Origin of the sequence: Propionicimonas sp. T2.31MG-18, assembly GCF_964266745.1 — a bacterium.
Classification (GTDB): domain Bacteria; phylum Actinomycetota; class Actinomycetes; order Propionibacteriales; family Propionibacteriaceae; genus Propionicimonas.
In genome coordinates this window covers 1-22,825 of record NZ_CAXWGX010000027.1, presented here as the reverse complement: position 1 = coordinate 22,825, position 22,825 = coordinate 1, and the positions used below count along the sequence as shown (strand labels likewise).

The window sequence follows — 22,825 nt, the reverse complement described above, 5'->3', positions numbered from 1 at the left end:
ACAGACTCCGTCCGACCGCGAACTTCAGAGAAACTTCATCCAATTCGGCCGGGGTGTGACGCCTGCGTCCCCGAATCTTGAACCACCTGGCGCTACCCGAAAGGAAGCAGGACACCCCATGACCAGCACCGCCACCCGGCAGACGCCCGTCGCTCCGGCCCGTACCCTCTCCAGCCCGGCCGCAGCCATCGGCGTCCTCGCCCTGACCGGCGTGCTGAGCCTGGCCGCCCTCCTCGGCCCGAACCTGGTGGCCGACGACCTCGGCATGACCATGACGATGGGCATGACCCACTACATGGAACTCCTCGCCGTGCACCAGCCGCGCAACCTGCTGCTGTTCATGGCGATCCCTGTCGTCCTTGCCGAGACCCTCGCGATCACCGAACTGGTGATCCTCTTCGCGCGCTCGGCCACGCCGACCTGGGTGCGTACCACCAGCCGCATCGCCGGCCTGATCGCCGGACCGGTGATGCTGGCGATCTTCCTTCACCTCCTGGTCAACGCCGTCGTCCCGCTCACCGTCACCGGAGGCTGGCGGGGCCCGGCCGACGTCATCGCTGTCATGTTCTACCTGGCAGGTGTGATTCCGCTGGTGGGCATCACCCTGGTCGAACTCGGCCTGATCGGCACCGACCCCGCGAGCGCGCTGAAGTGGCACGCCACCTTCATCGCGATCTTCCTCGTGGTCGCCCACGTCGCGATGATCTTCGGGATGCTCGATCCCGCCGTCCTCGGCTACCGGATGATCCACGAGCACTAGCCGTGGCGTGCCCCGGGCCTGCCCGGAACGGCTCTCCCGCCGGTGAGGCGGCCGGGAGAACGGAAGGGACAATGGGCGACATGATCCGTCACCTGGTGAGCAACCCGTGCCGCGACGCGTGCGGCACCGAGACCACGGACGCCGTGCACGAGGGCTCGCCGGTGCTGCGGTGCCCCGGATGCGAGTCGACGTGGGTCGAGGTCACCGATGGGGCGGGGTCGGCTCCGGCAAGCAACGACGGAGCCTCCCGGTCCGGCGGCAGCTGAGGCCGGACCGGACCGGTGACGTGGCGAGCGGGCCCCAGACCCGCCCTCGCCGGAGTCCGTGGGACCCCTGTTCGAGATCCGCCGGCAGCCTCACCGCCGGGACGGCAGGTCCCTGCTCCCGCCCAGCACGAGCGTGACCCGGGCGTCCACGTCGGCCAGCCCGGCCGCGTCCAGCCGGTCCCTCAGCCCGGCCTCCTGGATGGTCGGCGGCGGGCCGAGCGCGGTGATCCGCAGCACGCCGTTGCGCACCGTGATGTCACTGAGTTGCCAGCCCTGCGACTCGGCCCAGGCGGTGGCGACCGGGGTCGCCCGCGACAGGAGAACCTCCTGCTGGACGACCAAGGCACTGCCCCAGCCGAGCGGGACCGCCACCACCACGACGGCCGCAGCGACCGACACCAGGGCACTCAGCCGGAGCTCGCCGACCGGCGTCCCACCGGCGGTCGCCGCCTCCCTGACCCCGTGCAGGAGGAAGACGGCCGTTCCGGTGGCGATGATCGCGCCGACGTTGGTGCCGAACAGCAGGAGGGCGCCGAGCGCCTGCTCGGGGGCTCCCGACTCCAGGGAGAGCCCGACCACGGCGAGCGGCGGGACGAGCGAGATCGCGATCGCCACACCGGGGAGGGTGTCGGACACGTCGGCGCGCACCATCGCGAAGGCGCCCACGGCTCCGGTCGCGAGGGCGGCCACCAGGTCGATCAGCCGTGGGCTCACCCGGGCGGCGATCTGGGTGTTGGTCTCGGCGAGCAACTGCGTATGGGTCGTCAGCCCGAGCAGGAACGACACCGCCACCACGCTCAGCGCACCCGTGACGACCATCGCGATGTTCGCCACGATCAGCTGCCGGCGCGAGAGCACGATGGCCAGGGCCGTGCCGAGGATCGGCGTCATCAGCGGTGCGACGATCATCGCCCCGATCACCGTTGCCGTGGAGTCGGCGACGATGCCCGCGCCCGCGATCACCGCCGCGAGGATGATGAGCACCCAGAACGCGGAGAGCCCGATGTGCCGGTCCGACCCCTCGGTCAGGAAGAGTCGCCGCACCAGTCGGTCGGCGTCGGCAGGCGCTGCCCGCCACCAACCCGGGGACGGGGCGGCCTGTCCGGGCGCTGCTTCCGACGCGGGGGGCGTGCTGGTCATCGTGGTGACTCCTCTCCCTGGAGTTCCCGGGCGCGGCGCAGGCCGGCCTGGAGCGACTCGCCCAGGCGCGGCGCCGCGGCGAACACCTGGTCGGGGCCAAGGTGCCCGAGCGCCCCGGTGTTGCGCAACTGGTCGAGCACCCGCGCGCTCACTCCGGTGAGCACGAGGTGGGCGCCGGACGCGGCCAGGCTGTCGTGGTAGCGCAGCATGGCCCGGATGAACGTGCTGCCGAGGTCCTCCTTGCCGCGCAGCCGGAGCACGACCACGCCGCCGGCGGACGCGTCCGTGGGCGCCGGCAGCTGCGCGACGACGACCCCGGCCGAGGCGAAGAACAGGCTGCCGTAGGGCGTCAGGACCACGATGTCGCCGCCGGCGAGTTCTGCGGGCGGCTCGGTCTCGACGGGCAGGTGGGAGTGTGCGTCGAGCTCCCAGCGCACCACGCGGACGCGGTTCGACTGGTGCGCGACGAACAGGATCACCGAGATCCCGACACCGGCCAGCACCGCGTACTGCATGGGCACCAGCAGGGTGAGCAGGAACGTGACCGACATCACCACCGCCTGGGTGGGTCCGGTCCGCCACACCATCACGGCCTGGTCGAGCGTGAAGGTGCGCAGCCCGATCACCATCAGCAACGCGGCGAGGGCCGGCATCGCGATGTGTCCCGCGACGCCGCCGAGCGCGAGGATCGTCACCGTCATCACCACCGCGGCGGTCAGGTTCGCCACGCGGCCCCGACCGCCCGCGGCGACCACCAGCGACGTCGCCGACATCGATCCGCCCACGGGCATGCCCCGGAACAGCCCGGAGACGATGCTGGCCACGCCCTGGCCGCTGAAGTCACGCGACGGGTCGGGGTAGGTCCCGTCCGGGTTCGGCAGCGACTGGCTGATCGCCGCGCCCTGTACGAGCCCGACGAACGCCAGCGAGGCCGCCGGGATGAGCAGCTCCGCGAGCTGCGCCAGGGACGGCAGGACGGGCAGCGGCAGGGACCGGGGCACCTCGGCGAGGTCCGCCAGGACGGGCACCGCCAGTCCGGGCACCAGGGCTGCCGCCCCCGAGGCCACGACGATCGCGACCACGAGGCCCAGGGCGCCCAGGCGCGTTCGCTCGAACCCGACGATCATCACCAGGGTGGCCACCGCGACGACCACCGTCGGCCCGTGGAAGGACGCGACGTTGGCCAGCGTGTCGGCTGCCCGGAACAAGCGGTTCGAGGCCACGGACGCGTACCCCGTGGCGCCGGCGAGCTGACCGATCACGATGTTCAGGGCGACGGCGTTGACGAAGCCGGTGAGCACGGCGTTGGGGACGTAGCGCACCAGCGTCCCCAGCCGGGCCAGGCCGGCGGCCAGCATCAGCAACCCGGTGAGGACGGCGAGCGTGGCCAGCGCGCCCGCACTCCCCGACCCGGTGAGCCCGGGGACGTCGGAGATGATCACCGCCATCGCGCCGGTCCCCTGGACGGACATGATGGCCGAGCTGGTCACCAGCGCCCCGGCCAGCGTGCCGAACAGGTAGCCGTACAGCCCGGCCAGCGGGTTCAGCCCGGCCAGCAGGCCGGCGGCCAGGCCGTCCGGGACGCTGACCAGTCCCAGCACCAGGCCGGCCCGCAGGTCGTGCGCGGGGACGGCCGCCCGGGCGGCACGCCAACGCCGCGCGGGCGACCGGTCGCTCATCCCCGCCCCGCGGGTCAGGGAGTGACGATGGCGAAGTCGGGATCCGGTTCGTCCAGCACGGCCAGCAGCCGCGACAGCGCGCTCGCGTCACCGGCCACCTCGACGCCGGCCGACCCGAGGTCGCCCAGGCCGAGCGCGCCGGAGAGCAGGCCCGCCAGCACGGGCATCGCGAGCCGCAGCGTGAGGTCGGCCGGCAGCGGTCCGGGAGTGGACGTGTGCGACAGCACCCCGTTGCTCAGGCTGATCCGGTGGGTCTGGCCGAGGTCGGTCAGCGCGACGTCGATGGTCAGGCGCTCGTGCCAGGCGCGCGGCCCGTCCACCCGGATCGCCATCGCATCCAGCCATTGCTCCGGCGTCAACTGGGCGAACAGGTCCGACGCGGCCGCGCTCACCGGCGTGCCGAAGCCGCCGTGCCGCAGCTCGTGCGCCGCCGAGAGGTAGGCGCAGCGCCAGGTGCCGTTCTCTGCGCCGTAGCCCAGCTGCTCGAAGGTGTCGGCGAGCAGCGTGCGCGCCGCCTCGTGGCCGGGCTCGGCGAACACCACGTGGCTGACCACCTCTGCCACCCAGCGGAAGTCGCCGGCGGCGAACGAGTCGGACGCCTTCGCGACCACCGCGTCCGCCCCGCCCATGAAGTCGACGTAGCGGCGCCCGACCTCGGCCGGCGGGTGCTTCCACAGGTTCGCCGGGTTGCCGTCGTACCAGCCCATGTAGCGCTGGTAGATGGCCTTCACGTTGTGGCTCACCGACCCGTAGTAGCCCCGCGCGTGCCAGGCGTTCTCCAGGGCCGGCGGCATGGTGATCGCCTCGGCGATCTCGATGCCGGTCAGGCCCTGGTTCATCATCCGCAGCGTCTGGTCGTGCAGGTAGGCGTAGAGGTCGCGCTGCTCGACGAGAAAGCGGATCGCGCGCTCGTGCCCCCAGGTGGGCCAGTGATGGGACGCGAACACGACGTCGGTCTGCTCGCCGAACAGCTCGATCGCGTCGGTGAGGTAGCGGGCCCAGGCGTGCGGGTCGCGCACCAGGGCGCCCCGGATGGTCAGGATGTTGTGGAGCACGTGGGTGGCGTTCTCCGCCATGCACAGCGCCCGCAGGTCTGGCAGCAGGAAGTGCATCTCGGCCGGCGCCTCCGAGCCGGGGGCCAGCTGGAACACCATCCGGACGCCGTCCACGACGACCTCCTGGCCCGTCGTCGTGACGTGCACCGTCGGCGGGATCAGCGTCACCGAGCCCACGGAGGTGGTCTGCCCGAGACCGGCCCCGACCTGGCCCAGCGGACCACGGTCGAGGGCCGCGCCGTACATGTAGCCGGCCCGGCGCGACATCGCCGTCCCCGCGAAGACGTTCTCGGCCACGGCGTGCTCTGTGAAGCCGGCAGGGGCGATCACCGGCACCTCGCCCGAGTCGACCCGTTCCTGCCCCAGGACGCCGCGCGCGCCGCCGAAGTGGTCGGCGTGGCTGTGGGTGTACACGAGCCCGGTCACCGGACGCTCGCCCCGATGCGCGCGGTACAGGCCCAGCCCGGCGGCGGCCGTCTCGACGGAGATCAGCGGGTCGATGACGACCACGCCGCGCTCCCCCTCGACGAACGACATCACCGACAGGTCCAGCCCCCGCACCTGGTACAGCCCGGGCACGACCTCGAACAGGCCCTGGATCGCGTTGAGCTGCGACTGGCGCCACAGGCTGGGGTTGACGGTCTCCGGCGCGTCGCCGGCCAGGAACGCGTAGGAGTCGTTGTCCCAGACGACCCGTCCGTCCGCGTCACGGACGACGGCGGGCTCGAGCGCGGCGATGAAGCCGCGGTGGGCGTCCTCGAAGTCCTGCCGGTCGGCGAACGGCAGCGTCTCGAGCAGGTGCGCGTGCTGGGCGACGATGGTCGCCGAGGCGGGACCGGGTCCGGCCTCCGGAGTCTGGGTCACGATGCGTCCCCGCCGTCAGGCGAGCGCCTTGGCCTTGAGCCGCTCGTACTCGGCCGCGGTGATCGCACCCTTGTCGAGGAGGGCCTGGGCCCGCTCGATCTGCGATGCCGGGTCGGGCTGGCCCGCCACGGAACGGATGTAGTCCTCCGCCGCCGACTGCGACGCTGCGACCGCCGACTGCTGGCGGCCCGCCATGCCGCGTCCGCGGGCGATCAGGTAGACCAGAGCGGTCAACGGCGGGGCGATGAACAGGGCCACGATCCACACCACGCGCGCCCAGCCGTTGAGTTCCCGGTCGCGGAAGATGTCGACCACGACCTGGAACAGCACCATCAGGTAGGAGATGAACACGAAGGCCCACAGCATCAGCCAGAAGAATTCCCAGAAGGTCATAACGCTCATCACTCTCGTTCGGACCGCCCGCGGGGCGGCTGCCCGCGGATGTCACGGGCGCCGATCAGGATGCTCCCGCCCGGGTCGTGCCGCATCACCCCTCGAGGGTGATCTCCGGCATTCGGCTCCGCCGTCACCCCGAGGGGCCGGGCAGTAGGGTCGGGCCATGCAATCCGCCCGCGCAGCGGTCGCGCCCGGTGTCCCCGCGTACCTGGTCACCCGGCCGACCCCGGGGAGCCGGGACGTCGACCGTGACGGCTTGCGCGCTCGGCTGAACCGGGCGGTGAACGGGCAGCGGGTCTGCGTCCTGCTCGCGCCCGCCGGGTACGGCAAGACCAGCGCCCTGACCGCCTGGGCGGGCGGCGAGGACCGCGCCGTGGCCTGGCTGACCCTGACCGAGCCCGACCACCACCCCGAGCACCTCGCCAGGGGCCTGGCCGCCGCGGTCGCAGAGCTCGCGCGGTCGGTGAGGGGCCCGCACGGGGTGTTGGTCGTGGACGACATCCACTTCGCCGGCGCGATGGCGGCCCGCGCCGTGCTGCGTCCGTTCGTGGAGGACCCACCCCACGGCATCCACCTCGTCCTCGCCGGACGCAGTGATCCCGGCATCGGACTCCCCCGGCTGCTGGCCGGGGGCGAGGTGGCGGTGCTGGACGCGGGCGACCTGTCGTTCACCCCTGAAGAGGTGCAGGAGGTGGGACGCACGCTCGGGGCCCCGCTCAGCACCGACCAGGCGGCGGCCCTCCAGACGCTGACCGGGGGCTGGCCGGTGGCCGTACGCCTGGCCCTCATGGCGGCGTCGCCCAACGAGCTGCCGGTCGACCTGGTGCCGTCCAGCCAGATCCCGAACCTGCCGGAGTACCTCTTCGAGAGCGTCCTCGCCGAGCTCCCGCACACGCTGGCGGAGTTCGTCCTGCAGGCGTGCGTGTGCGACTGGCTGACCGCCACCCTCGCCGACGAGTTGCTCGACCGCTCCGACGGGGCCGCGCTGCTCGAGGGTGCGGTCGCGGCCGGCCTGCCCATCGAGAGACGGGAGTCACCGGCTTCGGAGCCGGTGTACCGCTGGCACCCCCTGATGGCCGCGTCCGGGCGCGCGTTGCTGCAGCGCCGCGATCCCCACCGCCTGCGAGCGCTGGAGGGACGGGCCGCGCAGGCGCTGGCCTCGACCGACCCGGTGGAGGCGGCCGGCCACGCCCTCAAGGCCCGCGACCCCGCGCTGGCCTCCGCCCTGGTGCGCTCCCAGTGGCTGGCCGCGGTGCTTCGCGGGGATTCGGCCCTCGTGGAGGAACTGTGCGGACGGCTGCCCGTGCCGTACTCCGACGATCCAGAGATCCTGGCGATCCGCGCCGCGTGCCTGCGCAACTCCGGCGAGCCGGAGCGGGCAGGAGAGCTCGCCCGCCGGGTCAGGGACACCGTCCCCGCCGGCGCCGAGCCGGGGATGGTGGACCTCACGCTGTCGCTGGCCCGGATGTTCGTCATCGACACCGGCGCCGAGCTGGCCGCCGAGGCGGCGAGGGCGCGCAGCCTGCTGGCCGACATCCCCGGGGTGAGCGGGCCGTTGCGGGCGTGCGCGCTGCTCCTGGTCGGCTGGACGGAGCTGCGCCTGCGGAATCCCCGCAGCGCCATCCCGGTGCTCAGGGAGGCGACCGCGTCCTGTCGCGCCGAGGGCCTCGACGACCTCGCCGGGCGTGCGCGGGCCAACGAGTCGTTCGCGCTGGCGTTCGGCGGGGACTTCCGTGGCGCGCAGGCGCACATGGGCACAGCCGCGCCGGAACAGGGAACAGCCGCCTGGCGACGTGCCGACGGCGCCATCGAGTGGTTCACGACCGGCTGGATCCGCTTCTGGACCGGCGACGCCGTGGCCGCGACCGACGCCTTCCAGCGCGCCGCCGACCAGGGCGGCGGCCTGGTCTCCTACGCCGACCTCGCCCGCTGCTGGCTCGCCGACGCCGCGGTGGACACCGCAGACCCGGCCCGCATCGAGCGCGCGCGCCCCGAGCTCGACCTCGTCGCCGACACCACGATCCAGGGGCTCCCGTGGCCGGTGTACAAGGGCGTGGCACGCGCCGGCCTGGCGATGGTCCAGGGCCGTCCGGAGGTGGCCGCCGGGCTGCTGGACGAGGTGATCACCGGTGACCCGCAGCTCCCCGCCGCCAACGTGCTGGCCGCGCAGGTGTACTGGCAGTGCGGGGAGGCGGCCAAGGCCCTCGCCCTCACCGCGGGGCTGGGGGGCGAGCTGCCCCGCTACCTGCGCGCCGGGGCGGTCGTGATCGAGGCGCTCGCCGCGCACCGCCGCGGGGAGCGGGACCGCGCCCACGACCTGGTCGAGCAGGCGCTCGCCGCCTGCGCGCCGGAGGAACTGGTGCGTCCCTTCCTGCTCCGCGACCCGGACCTGACCGGACTGCTGGCCGAGCACCCGGCGTGGGGAACCCACCACGAGGAGCTGGTCGCGACCTGCCTGGCCAGGCGTGCCGGCGGCACCGGCGACCACGCCGTCGGGGTGCTCACCGCCCGGGAGCGGCAGATCCTCAGCCAGCTGCCGACCACGATGACGACCGAGGAGATCGCCGCGGAGCTGCACATCACGACGAACACGCTGAAGACCCACCTGAAGTCGGTCTACCGCAAGCTCGGGGTGGCGAACCGACGGGAGGCGGTCGCGGCCCTGCGCCGACCCGTCCGGCCGTGAGGACGCTCGTGGGGACGCCCGACGTCGGCTGCTTGACGAGGTGGGCGACCGTGCCGGTGTCCACGAGCGCCGCCCGGACACCAGGACGGTCAGGAAGACCTTCCGTGCGGCTCACCCGCGCCGGGTGATGCCGGAGACGGCCGAACCTGCGACAGTGGGTACTCGACGTGCGTCGCGCGCGCCTGACTGACAGAGGGGGATGCTGTGCGCAGAGCAGTCATCGTGGCCGTGCTGCTCGCCCTGGGCGGCACCTTCCTGACCGCGTGCGCGAGCCCGGGCACCCAGGACCTCACCGGCACGACGTGGTACCTGGTCTCCGGCGGCGAGGGCAACCCGGCCTGGAACTGGACCGTGCCGCAGGACGCGCAGTCCCGCTACACCATCCGGTTCGAGGAAGACGCGACCTTCGCGTCGCGTGCCGACTGCAATCAGCTCGGCGGCGCGTGGGAGGCCCGCGGATCCGACCGCCTCACGCTGACGCCCGGCCCCGTCACGATGGCCTCCTGCGGCGAGATGTCCTTCGACATCCTCTACGCGGGCCTGCTGGGACAGGTGCGCAACTGGAACGTCGCCTCCACCGGGCTGAGCCTCGCGCTCGGCGACGGCGGGCGCCTGGACTACACCTCGATCGCCCCGCCGACGGCCACACCGGCGGAGGGCGGGGAGGACACGCCCACCCCGACCCCGGTGCCGACGGCGACGGTGACGACGACCACGACGGCGACCGCCACCGCGACGGCCACCGCCACCGCGACGGCGACGGCGACCGTCACGGCCAGGCCGTCGGCGAGCGCGTCGCCGTCCCGCCCGACACCGCCACCGAGCGCGACGACATCGGCCCCACCGCCGCAGCCGACGCCCACCGAGCCGCCGGAGCCGTCCCCGACACCGAGCGCGCCGGCCGGCCCGACACTTGTCGGCCGGGAGTGGCGGCTCACGGCCTTCGCGCTCCGGGTGCCGGTGTTCGAAGGCAGCGTGCCCGCCGAACAGCAAGCCGGCTACACGCTCCAGTTCCGGGCCGACGGCACGTTCACCGCCCAGGCCGACTGCAACACCGTCAGCGGCACGTACACGCCCGTGAACCCGTCGGAGGCGAGCGGAGACCTGGCCCTCGAGCCGGGGCCGGCGACGCTGGGGGCCTGCGAGGAGGGCTCCTACGGCGACCTGTACCTCACCGCGATCAGCAACGCGGCCGGCTTCCGCATCACCGGCGAGCAGCTCGGCCTCGCGCTGGCGGACGCCGGGACGCTCCAGTACCGCTGAGCCACGCGTCCCGCGCAGGTCCCGGCGCAGCGCTCCACCGTCGGCTGCGCGCGGGTTCAGTACAGGGTCAGCAGACCGTCCAGTGAGGCCTGCGCCGCTGCGCGCGATGCCGGAGACAGGTCAAGGCTCTTGTGCATGTCGCCGTAGCTCCCGCCCTCCGTGCGGCGGTAGCCCGCCGCCTCGAAGAAGGCGGTGTGCCGGGGGTCGAGGCGGACCAGCCGCGAGACGGTGTGGTTGTTGACGATGAAGTCCGCATCCGCCAGCGCGAGCAGCGCACGGCCGGCCCCCTGCGCCCTCACCTTCTTCCTGGTCGCGATGTAGCTGATGTAACCGCCGTCCACCGCCCTTTCAGGAGGCCGGACGCTGTTGTCCGCCATCAGGTAGAGGATGCCGCCGCAGATGATCTGCTTGCGTGCCGCCACGATCAGCCGGCGGTGCGTCCCCTCCTCGGGCTCGATGAAGGCATCGAACCTCTGCGGCGACATCCCGAAGGTCTCGAGGAAGAGATCCCTGACAGCCGCGACGTGCGGGCTGGCCGGATCGTTGGGCAAACGCCACAGCTCGAACCCGTCGGCGCCGTCGTCGTCGCGGAAGGCGAGCGGGAAGAACCGGCCGACGACCGTTTCCACGACTCTCATCGCCGACGAGCCGACCGGCGGGGCTTCCGGACCGTCCGCCCCCGGGCGCAGCGGGCCGTTGCCGGACGCGCTCACGGCGTCGCGATGACGGACCCCACCTCGGAGCGCACGAACCTGGCCGCGAGGTCGTGCACCCGGTCGGTGTGGGCGTCGTGGCGCCGCCTGGCCGGATCGGCGTCGAACCACTCGACCAGCTCCCGCGCCCCCTCGGCCAGGGTCACCCGTGGTTCCCAGCCGGGGGCGACCCGCCGGATCTTGGTGTTGTCGAACACCACCGAGTGGCTCTTGTCGCCCAGGAGCCCGGGCCCGCTCTCCGGGTCGATCCGGGCGATCAGGTCGCTGGGCACGTGGACGAGGTCCGGCTCGACGCCGGCGGCGTGGCCGATGGTCCGGTAGATGGCGTCCCAGGGCATCGCGTCGTCGCGGGTGATGTGGAAGGCCTCCCCGAGGACGTCCTCGCGGCCCAGCAGGTGCACGAAGGCCCGCGCCAGGTCGGACGCGTGGGTCAACGTCCACAGTGACGTGCCGTCGCCGGGCACCACGACCGGCTTCCCGGCCCGCATCCGCTCCACCACGGTCCAGTCCCCGATCGGGACCTTCGTCCGATCGTAGGTGTGCGACGGTCGCACGATCGTCATCGGGAAGGCGTGCTCCCGGAAGGCACCGACCAGAACCTCCTCCGCGGCGATCTTGTCCCGCGAGTACTGCCAGAACGGGTTGCGCAGCGGCGTCGACTCGGTGATCGGCAGCCTGGGCACCGGCTTGGCGTAGGCCGAGGCGGACGAGATGAACACGAACTGGCCGGTGCGGCCGGAGAACGTCTCGATGTCGTCCGCGACATGCGCGGGCGTGAACGCGACGAAGTCGATCACGCTGTCGAAGCTGCGCGCGCCCAGGGCCGCGCGGAGCGCGGAACGGTCGCGGGCGTCAGCCGTGACCACCTGGGCGCCTTCGGGAACCGCGTGGGTGGCGGACCGGCCCCGGGTCACCAGGGTGACCCGATCGCCCCGTCCGAGCGCGGCGACCGCGACCGAGTGGGAGATGGCACCGGTACCCCCGAGCATCAACACGTCCATGCGCCACCCTCTCACACCGGCCTCGCCCGACTCCCGCGCCCGAGGCAAGCACTGGCAACACGTGGAGTTCCGGGCGAGGGGCGCGCGATGCTGGTCGCACCGTCCGCCGATCCAGGAGTCACCATGAACACCGACCGTCGCTGGCTCGATCCCAGCCTCCCGTCCCGCGAGCGCGCGACGAGCCTCGTGGCGGCGATGACGCTGGAGCAGAAGATCGAGCAGTTGCACGGTGCGATGGAGACCATCGACATCTACGGGCTGGCCTCACAGGCGACGACCGCGGAGGAGATGGACCAGCTCGCGGCCCAGATCCGGATCGAGCGCCACGTGCGCGGTGACGAGGCCCTCGGCATCCCGAGGTTCCGGATCACGAACGGCCCGGTCGGTGTCGGCATGGGCGACGGGACGCCGTCTCCGCCGGCGACGGCCCTGCCGATGACGATCGCGCTGGCCGCGAGCTTCGACCCGGCCCTGGCCACGGCCTACGGCGACATCATCGGCGAGGAGGCTGCGGCGCTCGGCCAGCACGTGCTGGAGGGACCCGGCGTCTGCCTGCACCGGACCGCGATCGCCGGGCGCAACTTCGAGTACTTCTCCGAGGACCCCTACCTCTCCGGGGTGATGGGCGTGCAGGTCACGCGGGCGATCCAGGCGCACGGCGTCATCGCCATGGCCAAGCACTTCGTCGTCAACGACCAGGAGCACGAGCGGTTCCGGACCAACGTCGAGGTCGAGGAGGGGGTGCTGCGCGAGCTCTACCTGCTCCCCTTCGAGATGCTGGTGAAGGACGCGGACATCGCCGCGGTCATGAGCTCCTACAACCGCGTGCGCGGGGTGTACGCGACCGAGAACCGCTACACCCTCAACGACGTGCTGCGCCGCGAGTGGGGCTTCGAGGGGTACGTGCAGAGCGACTTCTGGTCGTGCCGCTCCTGCGCGGCGTCCCTCACCGCGGGCATGGACCACGAGATGCCGGACGCCAAGTGGCTGAACGAGGCCAACGTGAAGGCCGCCCTCGCCGACACCAGCCTGGAGATCGGGACGGTCGACCGCGCCCTCGTGCGCCGCTTCACCCAGATGTTCCGCTTCGGGCAGTTCGAACGTCCCTACGCGCCCGTCGCGATCGACGCCGCCGCGAACGGCGCACGCTCCCGGCGGATCGGCGAGGAGTCCGCGGTCCTGCTCAAGAACGAGGGCGGGCTGCTGCCGCTGGACGCCGCGTCCGCCGGCCGCATCCTGATCGTCGGCCAGAAGGACTTCGTCGACGACGCCTGCCAGGGCGGCGGCGGGTCGTCCAAGGTCACACCGCTCTACACCGTGTCGCCGGTCGACGGCATGCGCGACGTGCTGGCCGGCCTCGGCTCGGCCGCCACGGTCGAGACGTTCACCGTCGCCCGTGACCTGTCGAACCTGGACGCGGCCGTCGCCGCCGCCTCGACGGCGGACACGGTCATCATCATGGCCGGCGTGGTGGCGACCGAGGGAGCCGACCGTCCCTCCATCGCCATGGCCGACGACCAGGACGCCATGGTCTCTGCGCTGCTGGGCCGCGTCGGGCGGACCGTCGTCGTGCTCAAGGACGCCAGCCCGGTGCTCATGCCGTGGCTGGACCGCGCACCGGCGGTGCTGGAGGCGTGGAACCAGGGCGCGGAGGACGGCCACGTCGTCGCCGACCTGCTGTTCGGCGTGGTCAACCCGTCGGGCAAGCTGCCGACCACCTACCCGCGGAGCGAGGACGACACCCTCCACGCGGGCCGGCCCGAGCGGTACCCCGGCGTGGACGCCGGCGAGGGCTTCCCCACCATCACCTACTCCGAGGGACGCGAGATCGGCTACCGGTGGCACCAGGCCCAGGGAATCGAGCCGCTGTTCCCGTTCGGGTACGGGCTGTCCTACACCACCTTCTCGGTGGCCGACGTGACGGTCTCCGGCACGGCGAACGACGGCAGCGTCCCGGTCGTCGTCGAGGCCTCGGTGACCAACACGGGCGAGAGGGCCGGCGCGGAGGTCGTGCAGGTCTACCTCGGCGTCCCCTCTCCCGGACAGCCGCCCCGGCGCCTCGTCGGCTTCGCGAAGGTCTTCCTCGCACCGTCCCAGACCTCACGGGTCGTCCTCACGATCGACCCCTCGGCCACGAACCACCCGCTCTCGGTGTGGTCGGACGCCGAGCGGGCGTTCGTCGTGCCGCGCGGCCGCTTCGCCGTCTACGTCGGCACCTCCAGTGCCGACGCCACCGAGGTCGCGACGGTGACGGTGTCCTGAGCGGGCTCCGGCCGCGCCGTCCCGGCTCCCGGGGCGGTGCGAACCGGTGGCGCCCCCTCGTCCCATGCGGTCAGGGGCGCTAGGTTGCAGCAATGAGCGTCGACCAGGACCGCCCCGACACGCCGGACGAGGACACCACCGTCGAGTTCCTGCTGGAGCCTGCGCCGTACGCCGCGCGCCCCGCGCGGTTGCGTCCCAAGGCCAAGCGCAGGGAGGCCGCGGAGGTGGGCCCGCTCGCGCCCCCCTTCGAGCCGGACGGGCGGAACCCGGCCTACGTCTCCTGGCTGGAGCAGCAGTCGATGCTGCGGGACGCGACGGTGCTCGGACGCCAGCTCGCCGGCCACCACGCCATGTGGGCGGCCCCGTACGCCTCGCCCGACCCGCGCGCGGCCGTCCGCCAGGCCTCGGTGTGGTTCACCGCCTACCCGCTGTCGCAGATCACCCAGCCCGGGCAGTCGTTCATCGGTGCGCTGGGCGACGAGGAACTGTGGGCGGCGTTCGCGAAGATCGGCATCGAGGCCGTGCACACCGGCCCGCTGAAGCTTGCCGGTGGCATCTCCGGCTGGGACCCGACCCCCAGCGTCGACGGCCATTTCGACCGGATCTCGATGCAGCTCGACCCGGTGTTCGGCACCGAGGAGGAGTTCCGCGCGATGTGCGCGAACGCCGCCCGGCGGCACGGCACGATCATCGACGACATCGTCCCGGGCCACACCGGCAAGGGCGCGGACTTCCGGCTGGCCGAGCTGAACTACCTCGACTACCCCGGCATCTACCACATGATCGACATCCCGGAGGAGGCGTGGGACCTGCTGCCGGAGGTGCCGGAGGGCCAGGACTCGGTGAACCTCGACCCCGAGGCCGAGCGGCGCCTGGCCGAGGCCGGCTACATCATCGGCGCGTTGCAGCGGGTGATCTTCTACGAGCCGGGTGTCAAGGAGACCAACTGGTCGGCGACGCGTCCGGTGTGGGACTACAAGGGACGGCTGCGCCGCTGGGTGTACCTGCACTACTTCAAGGAGGGGCAGCCGACCATCAACTGGCTGGACCCGACCTTCGCCGGCATGCGGATGGTGATGGGCGACGCGCTGCACAGCCTGCTCGACCTCGGCTCGGGCGGGCTGCGGCTGGACGCCAACGGGTTCCTCGGCGTCGAGAAGGCGCTCGACTCGGGCCCGGGCTGGTCGGAGGGCCACCCGCTGTCGCAGGCGGCCAACCAGCTGATCGGCTCGATGGTGCGCAAGGTGGGCGGCTTCACGTTCCAGGAACTGAACCTCTCGATGGACGACATCAAGAGCACCGGCGCGGTCGGTCCCGACCTGTCCTACGACTTCGTGACGCGGCCGGCCTACCAGTTTGCGCTGGCCACGGGCGACACCGAGTTCCTGCGCCTGGCGCTGCGCGAGGCGAAGCGGATCGGCGTCGACCAGGCGTCCCTCGTGCACGCGATGCAGAACCACGACGAGCTCACCTACGAGCTGGTGCACTTCGCCGGCCCGCACCGGGACGACACCTACGAGCTGGCCGGCGGCGAGACCACCGGCGGCGAGTTGGCCGAGTACGTCCGCGAGACGCTGCGGCTCAAGCTGACCGGCGACGCCGGCCCCTACAACGCGCTGTTCGTGCAGAACGGCATCGCGTGCACCACGGCGTCCGTGATCACCGCGAGCCTGGGCATCACCGACCTCGACGCGATCACCGACGCCGACGTGCGCCGGATCATGAACGCGCACCTGCTGCTGTGCATGTACAACGCGTGGCAGCCCGGCGTGTTCGCCCTGTCGGGGTGGGACCTGGTGGGCGCGCTGCCGCTGGACCGCAGCAAGGTGAAGGCGCTGATCAGCACCGGCGACACCCGCTGGATCGAGCGCGGCGCCTACGACCTGATGGGGAAGGCGCCGGAGGCGAAGAAGTCGGCGTCCGGCATGCCGCTGGCGACGTCGCTGTACGGGTCCCTGCCCGAACAACTGGAGAGCCCGAACTCGTTCGCGTCCCGGCTGGCCGAGATCCTGAAGGTGCGCAAGCGCAGCGGCATCGCCACCGCGAAGCTGCTGGACGTGCCGGACGTGCCGCGGAAGAGCATGCTCGTGCTGGTGAACCAGCTGGAGTCGGGCGCGGTGCAGATCACCGCCCTGAACTTCGGACCGGACAAGATCACCGGTCGCGTGCAGTCCGAGCACATCCCGTCCGGACGCGTCACCGACCTGGCCACCCGGCGCAAGGTGAGCGATGTCGACGACCTGGGTGGCTTCACCGTCGAGCTGGCGCCGTTCGCCGGGCTCGCGATGATCGTGCGCTGAGCGGGCTCGCCGGACGTCCGGACGTGGCCAGGCCGGCGGTCAGTCAGTCGTGGTCGTGCCCGGTGAAGTCGACCTCGAGCTCCACCACGGCGTTGTCGATGAGCGCGGCCACAGCCGCGCGCTCCTCGGGTGTCAGGTGCGACGCCTCCGCCTCGACCAGAGCGACCGGGTCCAGGTCGGTGAACACCTGTTGCACCACCGCGGTGATCAGCTCGACCGCGGTCGCCTCGAGGGTGTCCTCGAACTCCGGCTGCTCCCAGTCGGTCGTGGTGTCGTCGCTCATCGTCCCGTCCCTTCCTCGTCTGCCCGGCCGTCGCCCGGCGTTGCGTCCGTCTCGCTGGTGGACGCCGGCTTCCTCATCCTCGATCCGAACGCGATGAGGAGGATCGACACCGTCGTCAGGTTGAACCACACCGGATCGGTGGGCGTCCACAGCAGCACCGCGAAGTAGAACACCGCGAAGGCGCCGAGCGCCCCCAGCCTCACGCCCAGGCGATCGGAGCGGTAGAACGCGGCCGCGAGCCCGGCCAGACCGGCGACTGTCGCCGCCCACACGGCGATCTGGGTCAGGTCCATCGTGGCGGCGCTCCTCGGGTGCGTGTCCCGCAACCGTACCGGCTCCCGCGTGACGGCGACTTGGACAGTGCTCACCGCGAGTCGCTACGTTGATCCGGACGCTCAGGGGCGGTAGCTCAGCCGGTCAGAGCAGGGGACTCATAATCCCTGGGTCGTGGGTTCGAGCCCCACCCGCCCCACCAGCATATTACTGCTCGTTCACTAGGTATCTTACTCTTGGACGGGTTGGCCGCAACAGGCCAGGAGGTTGCACTTGCGACCCCTCCTATTGCACGATATGCGTACGTCGTGCAATAGGGATCGGAGCCTCCGATGGGCCGTGAACGCCGCGAGTTCGGGTCGATCCGCAAGCTCGCTTCGGGTCGTCACCAGGCCGTCTACACGGGCCCGGACCTCCTGAGGCATGTCGCGCCGACCACCTTCCAGGCGAAGATCGACGCCGAGGGCTGGCTCCACGAGGAGCGCAAGCTCATCGAGGCCAACGAGTGGTCTCCCCCGAGGCACCGGGCGGAGAAGGCCCGTGCGGTGGCGACGACGCCGGACTTCGAGACCTATGCGAAGAAGTGGATCGCGAAGCGCCGGACCGACAAGGGCGAGCCGCTGCGCGCGTCCACCAGGGCCAACTACGAGGCCACGCTGGAGCATCACCTGGTGCCGACGTTCGGACGGATGCGGCTACGCGACATCACGAAGGGCGCGGTGCGCCGATGGTACGAGGACACACTGGAGGGCAACAGCGAGACCCCGCGGGCGAACTCGAAGGCGTACGGGCTGCTGCGGGCGATCATGAACAGCGCGGTCGACGAGGATCTGGTCGAGGCCAGCCCGGTGCACATCCGCGGCGCCGGCTACCAGCCGAAGCGGCGCCGGCTCGAGCCTGCCTCGATCGAGGAACTCGACGTCATCGTCGAGAACATGCCAGAGAAGTGGAAGCTGATGGTGCTGCTCGCGTCCTGGTGCGCGCTGCGCTACGGCGAGATCGCCGAGCTGCGCCGCAAGGACATCAAGCTGCGCCACGTGAGCGGACGCTGGACCGGCGTGATCCAGGTGCGCCGCGGCGTGGTGTGGGTGAACCGCAAGATCCAGGTCGAGCCGCCCAAGTCGGAGGCCGGCATCCGCGACGTGGCGATCCCGCCGCACCTGATCCCGGTCATCCAGGAGCATCTCGAGACCTACGCGGCGCCCGGCCAGGAGGGCCTGCTGTTCCCCGCCGCCAACGGGCGCCAGCAGTGGCCCTCGACGATCACGAGCTACTTCAAGAAGGCTGCGGAGATCGCCGGGCGCTCGGACCTCAGATTCCACGACCTCCGCCACACCGGTGCCGTGATGGCCGCCCAGCAGGGCGCGACGCTGGCCGACCTCCAGGCGCGACTCGGGCATTCCACGGCTAACGCTGCGTTGCTCTACCAGCACACCGCCAAAGGCAGGGATCAGTCGATCGCCGAGAGCCTCTCGAAGCTGGTCAGCAACTAGGCTTCGTCACTTGGCATCCGCCCACCCTCACCCTCGGTCTGGGGCATCGCCATTCAACCGATCCGCAAGTGACATGCCCCACATCAGGGGCATTGCGCCCAATCCGCTGATAACAACGCTAAGGTCCGCTCATGCCCACCAATCGACTGGTTTCGCTGAGCGTCTCGGGACTCTTCGGGCGTCAGGACACACTCGAACTGTCGTTCGACGAATCATGCACAGTACTCACTGGCGGCAACGGGACGGGGAAGTCAACCATCCTGCGGATGGTATGGGCGGTCGCTGCGGGCGAGTTCGAAACACTCCGCAACGCACCGATCAGCAAGCTAACGCTTACCTTCTCCGACTCTCCCGCACTGGAGTTCACCAAGCACGGAAGCAGCGGCCGCTTGGCGTGGGGAAGACATTCGACGAACGTCACTCACTCAGCGGCTCTCGAGGCACTCAGCCCGTGGGCTCGGGATGCACTCGCCGAGGCAGGATATGACGGCGAGCGGGCGGCCGAACAGCTCTTCGAGTGGTTACCCGACACCGCCTCGCCGGCAGAGATGTCTGAGATGAGACGAGCTTTACGGGAGCTCACGCCAGCCGATGCACGGATGGACCCGCCTCGTTGGTATCCCGAACTCCAGGGGATCTTTCCCGTGGCATTCATCACGGACCAGCGACTCCTCATAGAGGAACCTCGCCCTAACCCAAGGGATCGACACTCCCCGTGGCGCATGCGGCGGGGCCGGGTCGGCCGCGCCGTAGAGGCAGTGTCGATCGATATTGCTGAGCGGATTAACCGGGCCGACATGCAGTACGCCCGGGCGTCCCAGAGAATCGACAGAGAATTTCCATCGGCAGTCATCGCAGAGTTGAAAAAAGCGCCCCCGGAGAGGGAAACCGTCGCGCAACTTGCCGATGCCGTCAACGCGCAACGAGAGCGGATGCGGAACGTCGGCCTGCTTGATCGTGATGCGACCGTCGGCATGGCGTTGCCTCTTCACGAAGAGAACCAGCACTTGCTTACTGTCGTCTCTTCGTTCTTGAAGAGTACGCAAGCAAAACTCGAGGGTCTCGATGACTTGGCTGATCGCTTGACGGCCTTCAAAGAGTTCCTAGACGCCATGTTCGTTGGGAAGGCCGTCTCACTGATGCGCGAGGATGGCCTCGGATTCCATGTTGGTGACTCCCGAATAAGGGCCAACCAACTGAGCTCCGGCGAGCAGCAAATGGTCGTCCTGGCACACAAGATACTGTTCGAAACTGAACCTGGGACCTTGGTGATCATCGACGAACCAGAGATTTCTCTGCACATCCGATGGCAAGACCAGCTACTTGGTCACTTGATTGACATGGGCGCACGCTCTTCGCTTCAGTTCTTGATGGCAACTCATTCGCCAATGATTCTTGCATCTCATCCTGAGATGGAGCGATCACTCGACGACCTAAGGCAGTAGCTGTCCGTGAATTACACCCCAACTGGAGCCGCTCAGATGCTCCGCATGCTCGTGACAACATCGCCCGCCGACGGGGTCATCCTCGTCGTGGAGGGCCCCTCCGATGTGAGGGCGCTGCGCCCGCTGGTAAACCCTGGGGTCCACATCCAGGCGCTTGGAGGAAAGTCGCTTGTCGTGGGAGCGCACCAAAACCTCGGTTCTGCCCACGAGCGCCGCGTCCTCTTCCTGGTCGATTGCGACAACGAAGATAACACCCCAGTTAAAGGCTTACCCAACCTGATAATTACGAGCCATCGCGACCTCGAGTGTGACCTGCTATTCCACCTCGACGGCGCAAAGCGTGCCGCCCTAGATTGTTTCTCGTCGGGCCTCGACCATGAATCTGTGGTCAAGGCCATCAAGAAGGAGTTGGTGGTAAGCACCGAAGTTGCGTGCCGATTCAATGCGACTAAAGACGAAGCACGCCTTCTGCAGCTACCATTGGGCATAAGGGACGTCACGACAGGAAAGAAGCGGCGTTTCGCGCTCGAGGACCTTCCCCGGTTTGAGGAGTGGGCGCAGGGGACGAGTGACCTTCGCATCCCAGACATCGCCGCACGTTTGGGTGAGAAGCTCGGCTGGACAACTGGCCAAGTTGCGCTGGTTGCCAATGCCGCCGTCGCAAGATGGGGCTCAGCCTGCAAGCGCCACTCTGTGAGTGCGTGCGCGTCCTGCGGACGGATGCGACTCTGCAATGGCCACGACCTAGAGGCGGCCCTCGTCGCTCGATTCAATCGTCAGGGATCAAGCATCACCCGCACCGAGATGGAACGGCTGGTGCGTGTGGGTGCGGATGTTTCGCTCGCCAATGGATGGCCCGTGGTCGATCGGATCCGGCGCTTTGAGGGTTGGGCAGGCCTGCGCGTCCTGAGGACCCTCTAGGGAGATCACATATGGGAAGCGGCCGCCATCAACGACGCATGAATCTGGGGAATTGAGAGTGAGCTTCCTCCGAGCCCGCAGTGGGAAGCGAGAAGACGATTCCGGATCGGAGATGAAGCCAGCCTGCTTGACTCACTTCCGCCAGAATCGGCTCAATAGCCGTGAGTTGACGGGATCCGCCGAAGCATCTTGTCGAGATCGTTGATTCGGACCCGGATGATTCGGCGGCCGGAGCGATAGGCGGGCAATTCGCCCGCGGCGATCCTGCGGCGCAGGGTATGGACGCTGATCCCCAGCATGTCGGCGGCAGTGGCCAGGGAAATGAAGGCGCCGGGCTTGGTGCTCTCTATGGCGGACATGCTTACTCCTTCTCGGTAGGTGGTATTCAAAAGCCGATGCTGGGCCCGTGGCGGTCGTGGCCGTACCCGGGCAGGTGTTGCTGCTCCGGGCGTCGTCGGGGTGTCGGCGTGACGGTCTCCCACACATCCTCGGTCCGTGGCGACGGCGGCCAGCCTTGCCAGACCCTGGCGATCCCGGCGACGCGCCACCAGAGGGCTGAGGCGGGGCGCTCGTTCGGCAGCGGCCCCTCCCCGAGCGCGCGGTCGACAACCTCAGCTACGTCGACGCCCTTCTCTGCGAGCCCGTGCAGCCGACGCGCGATCACGAGCCGTTCCGGGTCGTGCGCGAGTGCCGGGTCGAGCGTCGGGAGACGCCGACCCCACTCCCCTGTGCCCAGCGCTCGGTCGAGCCGCGTGTCCAGGTCGTGCTGCCAGCGGGCCGCCGCGTCCCCCATGGCTGGTGCTCCGGTGCACGGGCGTCGGAATCTGGGATCTCCATCACCGCACGCCACACGGTGATATCGCCGACCAGGACTCCGTTCTCGAACATCCGAGGCGTGAGTGACGTCGGCCCTAGCCAGCTCGGGGGGAGGTGGTGGGAGCGGACCTCCCTCCGCAGACCGTCTGCCAGGCTGTCGATCCTGTCAGCTCGGGCCTGCAGGTAGGGACCCCACACCTCGTCCTCTGCCACCCGGGACGGGATGCCGCGCAGCCACGGCAACGGCCCAGGCGCCTTCTCGGGCACCAGAAGCTGGAGCCGAGAGTCCAGTAAGGCGGCGGGGTCGCGGGCCGTGTCGAGTTCGTCCAGGTTCGCGGCCTGCCGTAGCAGCGCCACTGGGTCGTGGCCGTCCGCGGCCAAGCTGAGGAGGTCTGCGCGGAGTGTCTCCCACGCCGAGCACTCGGTCAGCCACAACACGATCTGGTCGGCTTCGACGTCGAGTCGCCGGACGGCGTCCGCCCCGACGACTTGCTCGGCCGCGACGGCAAGCGCATCGGTGTAGCGGGCCACGGCCGGAGCGAGCAGCCGTGCCGGGCTGTCCTGCTCGCGCAACTCCGTGCTGGCGGAAACCGGCGCGTCGCCGTGGGCAAGGATGCGCTCGAGCCGCTCGACGCCGGTGAGCAGGTACACCGAGTCGGTGTGTGCCAGTCCGTGCGAATCGCCGTCGCCGACCACCTGCAGGTAGAGATGGTTGGCCCGCCGTCCGCGGGTCAGCATCGTGTACAGCTGCTCTCGCGACTCCTCCCCCGTCGCCAGGCCATGCATGGTGTCGGCGGTGAGCCCCTGGGCGCCGTGGATCGTCGTCGCGTAGCCGAGGTCGACCCACGTCCTCACGTAGTCGGCGGGCAGCGTCACGGCGTGCTTCGAGCGCAAGCTCTGGACGCGGAGACTGCCATCCGCTGCGACGGACGCGACCCGCCAACGGTCGCCGTTCTTCACCCAGTCGCGGCTTCCGACCGGGGCGGATTCAACCGATCGTCGCAACACCGCCTTGTTGGAGCAAGAGTAGGTGGTCGTTGAGTACTTCGGCGGGGGTCTTCCAGCCGAGTGTCTTGCGTGGCCGGTTGTTGAGGGCTACGGCGACGGCGGTGATCTCCTCGGCGCTCCAGCGGGACAGGTCGGTGCCTTTGGGGAAGTACTGACGCAGGAGCCCGTTGGTGTTCTCGTTGGTGCCTCGCTGCCAGGGGC

General features: G+C 70.4%; 20 protein-coding genes and 1 tRNA gene. 10 read left to right on the top strand and 11 right to left on the bottom strand.

All coding sequences use genetic code 11. The features are described from left to right. Positions 1 to 118: 118 nt before the first annotated feature. Together ACFQQJ_RS13175 and ACFQQJ_RS13170 are read left to right on the top strand one after the other, a co-directional pair. Complete coding sequence (locus tag ACFQQJ_RS13175) at positions 119 to 760, top strand: DUF6803 family protein (RefSeq protein ID WP_377107093.1); 642 nt, start codon at positions 119 to 121, stop codon at positions 758 to 760. An 80-nt stretch (positions 761 to 840) separates the two neighbouring features. Then, positions 841 to 1,026, top strand: coding sequence for a hypothetical protein (locus ACFQQJ_RS13170; RefSeq protein WP_377107092.1), 186 nt, complete (start codon positions 841 to 843; stop codon positions 1,024 to 1,026). Positions 1,027 to 1,116: 90 nt separating this feature from the next. Here ACFQQJ_RS13170 and ACFQQJ_RS13165 read toward each other — a convergent pair whose 3' ends face one another. Genes ACFQQJ_RS13165 through ACFQQJ_RS13150 form a run of 4 tightly spaced genes read right to left on the bottom strand, consistent with a single transcriptional unit; the run spans position 1,117 to position 6,166 of the window. Continuing rightward, positions 1,117 to 2,166: a DUF389 domain-containing protein gene (locus ACFQQJ_RS13165; RefSeq protein ID WP_377107090.1), complete on the bottom strand. Its 1,050-nt coding sequence runs from the start codon at positions 2,164 to 2,166 to the stop codon at positions 1,117 to 1,119. Further along, positions 2,163 to 3,845 carry a SulP family inorganic anion transporter gene (locus ACFQQJ_RS13160; RefSeq protein ID WP_377107088.1) on the bottom strand — a complete coding sequence of 561 codons (1,683 nt, stop codon included), beginning with the start codon at positions 3,843 to 3,845 and terminating at the stop codon, positions 2,163 to 2,165. Before ACFQQJ_RS13160 ends, ACFQQJ_RS13165 begins: the two co-directional genes overlap by 4 nt. Positions 3,846 to 3,859: 14 nt before the next feature. Next, a complete protein-coding gene (locus ACFQQJ_RS13155; protein WP_377107087.1) occupies positions 3,860 to 5,764 on the bottom strand; it encodes an alkyl/aryl-sulfatase in 1,905 nt (634 codons plus the stop codon). A gap of 15 nt (positions 5,765 to 5,779) precedes the next feature. After that, a complete protein-coding gene (locus tag ACFQQJ_RS13150; protein ID WP_377107086.1) occupies positions 5,780 to 6,166 on the bottom strand; it encodes an SHOCT domain-containing protein in 387 nt (128 codons plus the stop codon). A gap of 157 nt (positions 6,167 to 6,323) precedes the next feature. On the opposite strand from ACFQQJ_RS13150, the gene ACFQQJ_RS13145 reads away from it, so the two are divergent. Together ACFQQJ_RS13145 and ACFQQJ_RS13140 are read left to right on the top strand one after the other, a co-directional pair. Beyond that, positions 6,324 to 8,846: a LuxR C-terminal-related transcriptional regulator gene (locus tag ACFQQJ_RS13145; RefSeq protein ID WP_377107084.1), complete on the top strand. Its 2,523-nt coding sequence runs from the start codon at positions 6,324 to 6,326 to the stop codon at positions 8,844 to 8,846. Between the two features lie 204 nt (positions 8,847 to 9,050). After that, on the top strand, positions 9,051 to 10,109 hold the full coding sequence (locus tag ACFQQJ_RS13140; protein ID WP_377107082.1) for an META domain-containing protein: 1,059 nt from the start codon (positions 9,051 to 9,053) through the stop codon (positions 10,107 to 10,109). 56 nt (positions 10,110 to 10,165) lie between these two features. On the opposite strand, the gene ACFQQJ_RS13135 is transcribed toward ACFQQJ_RS13140, so the two are convergent. Together ACFQQJ_RS13135 and ACFQQJ_RS13130 are read right to left on the bottom strand one after the other, a co-directional pair. Then, positions 10,166 to 10,747, bottom strand: coding sequence for a GNAT family N-acetyltransferase (locus tag ACFQQJ_RS13135; protein WP_377107081.1), 582 nt, complete (start codon positions 10,745 to 10,747; stop codon positions 10,166 to 10,168). A 71-nt stretch (positions 10,748 to 10,818) separates the two neighbouring features. Further along, complete coding sequence (locus ACFQQJ_RS13130; protein ID WP_377107079.1) at positions 10,819 to 11,823, bottom strand: NAD-dependent epimerase/dehydratase family protein; 1,005 nt, start codon at positions 11,821 to 11,823, stop codon at positions 10,819 to 10,821. A gap of 123 nt (positions 11,824 to 11,946) precedes the next feature. Here ACFQQJ_RS13130 and ACFQQJ_RS13125 point away from each other — a divergent pair, with 123 nt between their 5' ends. Both ACFQQJ_RS13125 and treS read left to right on the top strand, forming a co-directional pair. Continuing rightward, positions 11,947 to 14,085 (top strand): glycoside hydrolase family 3 C-terminal domain-containing protein, encoded by a 2,139-nt coding sequence (locus ACFQQJ_RS13125; RefSeq protein ID WP_377107077.1) that lies wholly within the window; start codon positions 11,947 to 11,949, stop codon positions 14,083 to 14,085. Between the two features lie 92 nt (positions 14,086 to 14,177). Further along, the gene (gene treS / locus ACFQQJ_RS13120; RefSeq protein WP_377107076.1) at positions 14,178 to 16,385 is read left to right on the top strand and encodes a maltose alpha-D-glucosyltransferase; all 2,208 of its coding nucleotides are present in this window, start codon (positions 14,178 to 14,180) and stop codon (positions 16,383 to 16,385) included. A gap of 43 nt (positions 16,386 to 16,428) precedes the next feature. Here treS and ACFQQJ_RS13115 read toward each other — a convergent pair whose 3' ends face one another. After that, complete coding sequence (locus ACFQQJ_RS13115; RefSeq protein WP_377107075.1) at positions 16,429 to 16,668, bottom strand: hypothetical protein; 240 nt, start codon at positions 16,666 to 16,668, stop codon at positions 16,429 to 16,431. Next, entirely contained in the window at positions 16,665 to 17,036 is a 372-nt protein-coding gene (locus tag ACFQQJ_RS13110; protein WP_377107074.1) for a hypothetical protein, read from the bottom strand. Before ACFQQJ_RS13110 ends, ACFQQJ_RS13115 begins: the two co-directional genes overlap by 4 nt. A 30-nt stretch (positions 17,037 to 17,066) precedes the next feature. Between ACFQQJ_RS13110 and ACFQQJ_RS13105 the strand changes: the two genes are divergently transcribed. From ACFQQJ_RS13105 to ACFQQJ_RS13090, 4 genes are all read left to right on the top strand, one after another. Further along, positions 17,067 to 17,143: transfer RNA gene (locus ACFQQJ_RS13105), tRNA-Ile, on the top strand. A 130-nt stretch (positions 17,144 to 17,273) separates the two neighbouring features. Then, positions 17,274 to 18,434 (top strand): tyrosine-type recombinase/integrase, encoded by a 1,161-nt coding sequence (locus tag ACFQQJ_RS13100; RefSeq protein ID WP_377107073.1) that lies wholly within the window; start codon positions 17,274 to 17,276, stop codon positions 18,432 to 18,434. Between the two features lie 131 nt (positions 18,435 to 18,565). Then, complete coding sequence (locus ACFQQJ_RS13095; RefSeq protein ID WP_377107071.1) at positions 18,566 to 19,879, top strand: AAA family ATPase; 1,314 nt, start codon at positions 18,566 to 18,568, stop codon at positions 19,877 to 19,879. Positions 19,880 to 19,915: 36 nt separating this feature from the next. Further along, on the top strand, positions 19,916 to 20,800 hold the full coding sequence (locus ACFQQJ_RS13090; RefSeq protein WP_377107070.1) for a hypothetical protein: 885 nt from the start codon (positions 19,916 to 19,918) through the stop codon (positions 20,798 to 20,800). Between the two features lie 152 nt (positions 20,801 to 20,952). On the opposite strand, the gene ACFQQJ_RS13085 is transcribed toward ACFQQJ_RS13090, so the two are convergent. The 3 genes from ACFQQJ_RS13085 to ACFQQJ_RS13075 all read right to left on the bottom strand — a co-directional run. Next, on the bottom strand, positions 20,953 to 21,159 hold the full coding sequence (locus ACFQQJ_RS13085; protein ID WP_377107068.1) for a helix-turn-helix domain-containing protein: 207 nt from the start codon (positions 21,157 to 21,159) through the stop codon (positions 20,953 to 20,955). Positions 21,160 to 21,460: 301 nt separating this feature from the next. Next, positions 21,461 to 22,492, bottom strand: coding sequence for a C-terminal helicase domain-containing protein (locus ACFQQJ_RS13080; protein ID WP_377107067.1), 1,032 nt, complete (start codon positions 22,490 to 22,492; stop codon positions 21,461 to 21,463). 112 nt (positions 22,493 to 22,604) lie between these two features. Next, positions 22,605 to 22,825: transposase (locus ACFQQJ_RS13075; RefSeq protein WP_377107066.1), on the bottom strand; the 221-nt coding region annotated here is incomplete at its 5' end.

Coding starts and splice junctions, on each gene's coding strand:
- ACFQQJ_RS13175 (WP_377107093.1), top strand. CDS start 119: ATGACCAGCACCGCCACCCGGCAGACGCCCGTCGCTCCGGCCCGTACC.
- ACFQQJ_RS13170 (WP_377107092.1), top strand. CDS start 841: ATGATCCGTCACCTGGTGAGCAACCCGTGCCGCGACGCGTGCGGCACC.
- ACFQQJ_RS13165 (WP_377107090.1), bottom strand. CDS start 2,166: ATGACCAGCACGCCCCCCGCGTCGGAAGCAGCGCCCGGACAGGCCGCC.
- ACFQQJ_RS13160 (WP_377107088.1), bottom strand. CDS start 3,845: ATGAGCGACCGGTCGCCCGCGCGGCGTTGGCGTGCCGCCCGGGCGGCC.
- ACFQQJ_RS13150 (WP_377107086.1), bottom strand. CDS start 6,166: ATGAGCGTTATGACCTTCTGGGAATTCTTCTGGCTGATGCTGTGGGCC.
- ACFQQJ_RS13145 (WP_377107084.1), top strand. CDS start 6,324: ATGCAATCCGCCCGCGCAGCGGTCGCGCCCGGTGTCCCCGCGTACCTG.
- ACFQQJ_RS13135 (WP_377107081.1), bottom strand. CDS start 10,747: ATGAGAGTCGTGGAAACGGTCGTCGGCCGGTTCTTCCCGCTCGCCTTC.
- ACFQQJ_RS13130 (WP_377107079.1), bottom strand. CDS start 11,823: ATGGACGTGTTGATGCTCGGGGGTACCGGTGCCATCTCCCACTCGGTC.
- ACFQQJ_RS13125 (WP_377107077.1), top strand. CDS start 11,947: ATGAACACCGACCGTCGCTGGCTCGATCCCAGCCTCCCGTCCCGCGAG.
- treS (WP_377107076.1), top strand. CDS start 14,178: ATGAGCGTCGACCAGGACCGCCCCGACACGCCGGACGAGGACACCACC.
- ACFQQJ_RS13115 (WP_377107075.1), bottom strand. CDS start 16,668: ATGAGCGACGACACCACGACCGACTGGGAGCAGCCGGAGTTCGAGGAC.
- ACFQQJ_RS13100 (WP_377107073.1), top strand. CDS start 17,274: ATGGGCCGTGAACGCCGCGAGTTCGGGTCGATCCGCAAGCTCGCTTCG.
- ACFQQJ_RS13095 (WP_377107071.1), top strand. CDS start 18,566: ATGCCCACCAATCGACTGGTTTCGCTGAGCGTCTCGGGACTCTTCGGG.
- ACFQQJ_RS13090 (WP_377107070.1), top strand. CDS start 19,916: ATGCTCCGCATGCTCGTGACAACATCGCCCGCCGACGGGGTCATCCTC.
- ACFQQJ_RS13085 (WP_377107068.1), bottom strand. CDS start 21,159: ATGTCCGCCATAGAGAGCACCAAGCCCGGCGCCTTCATTTCCCTGGCC.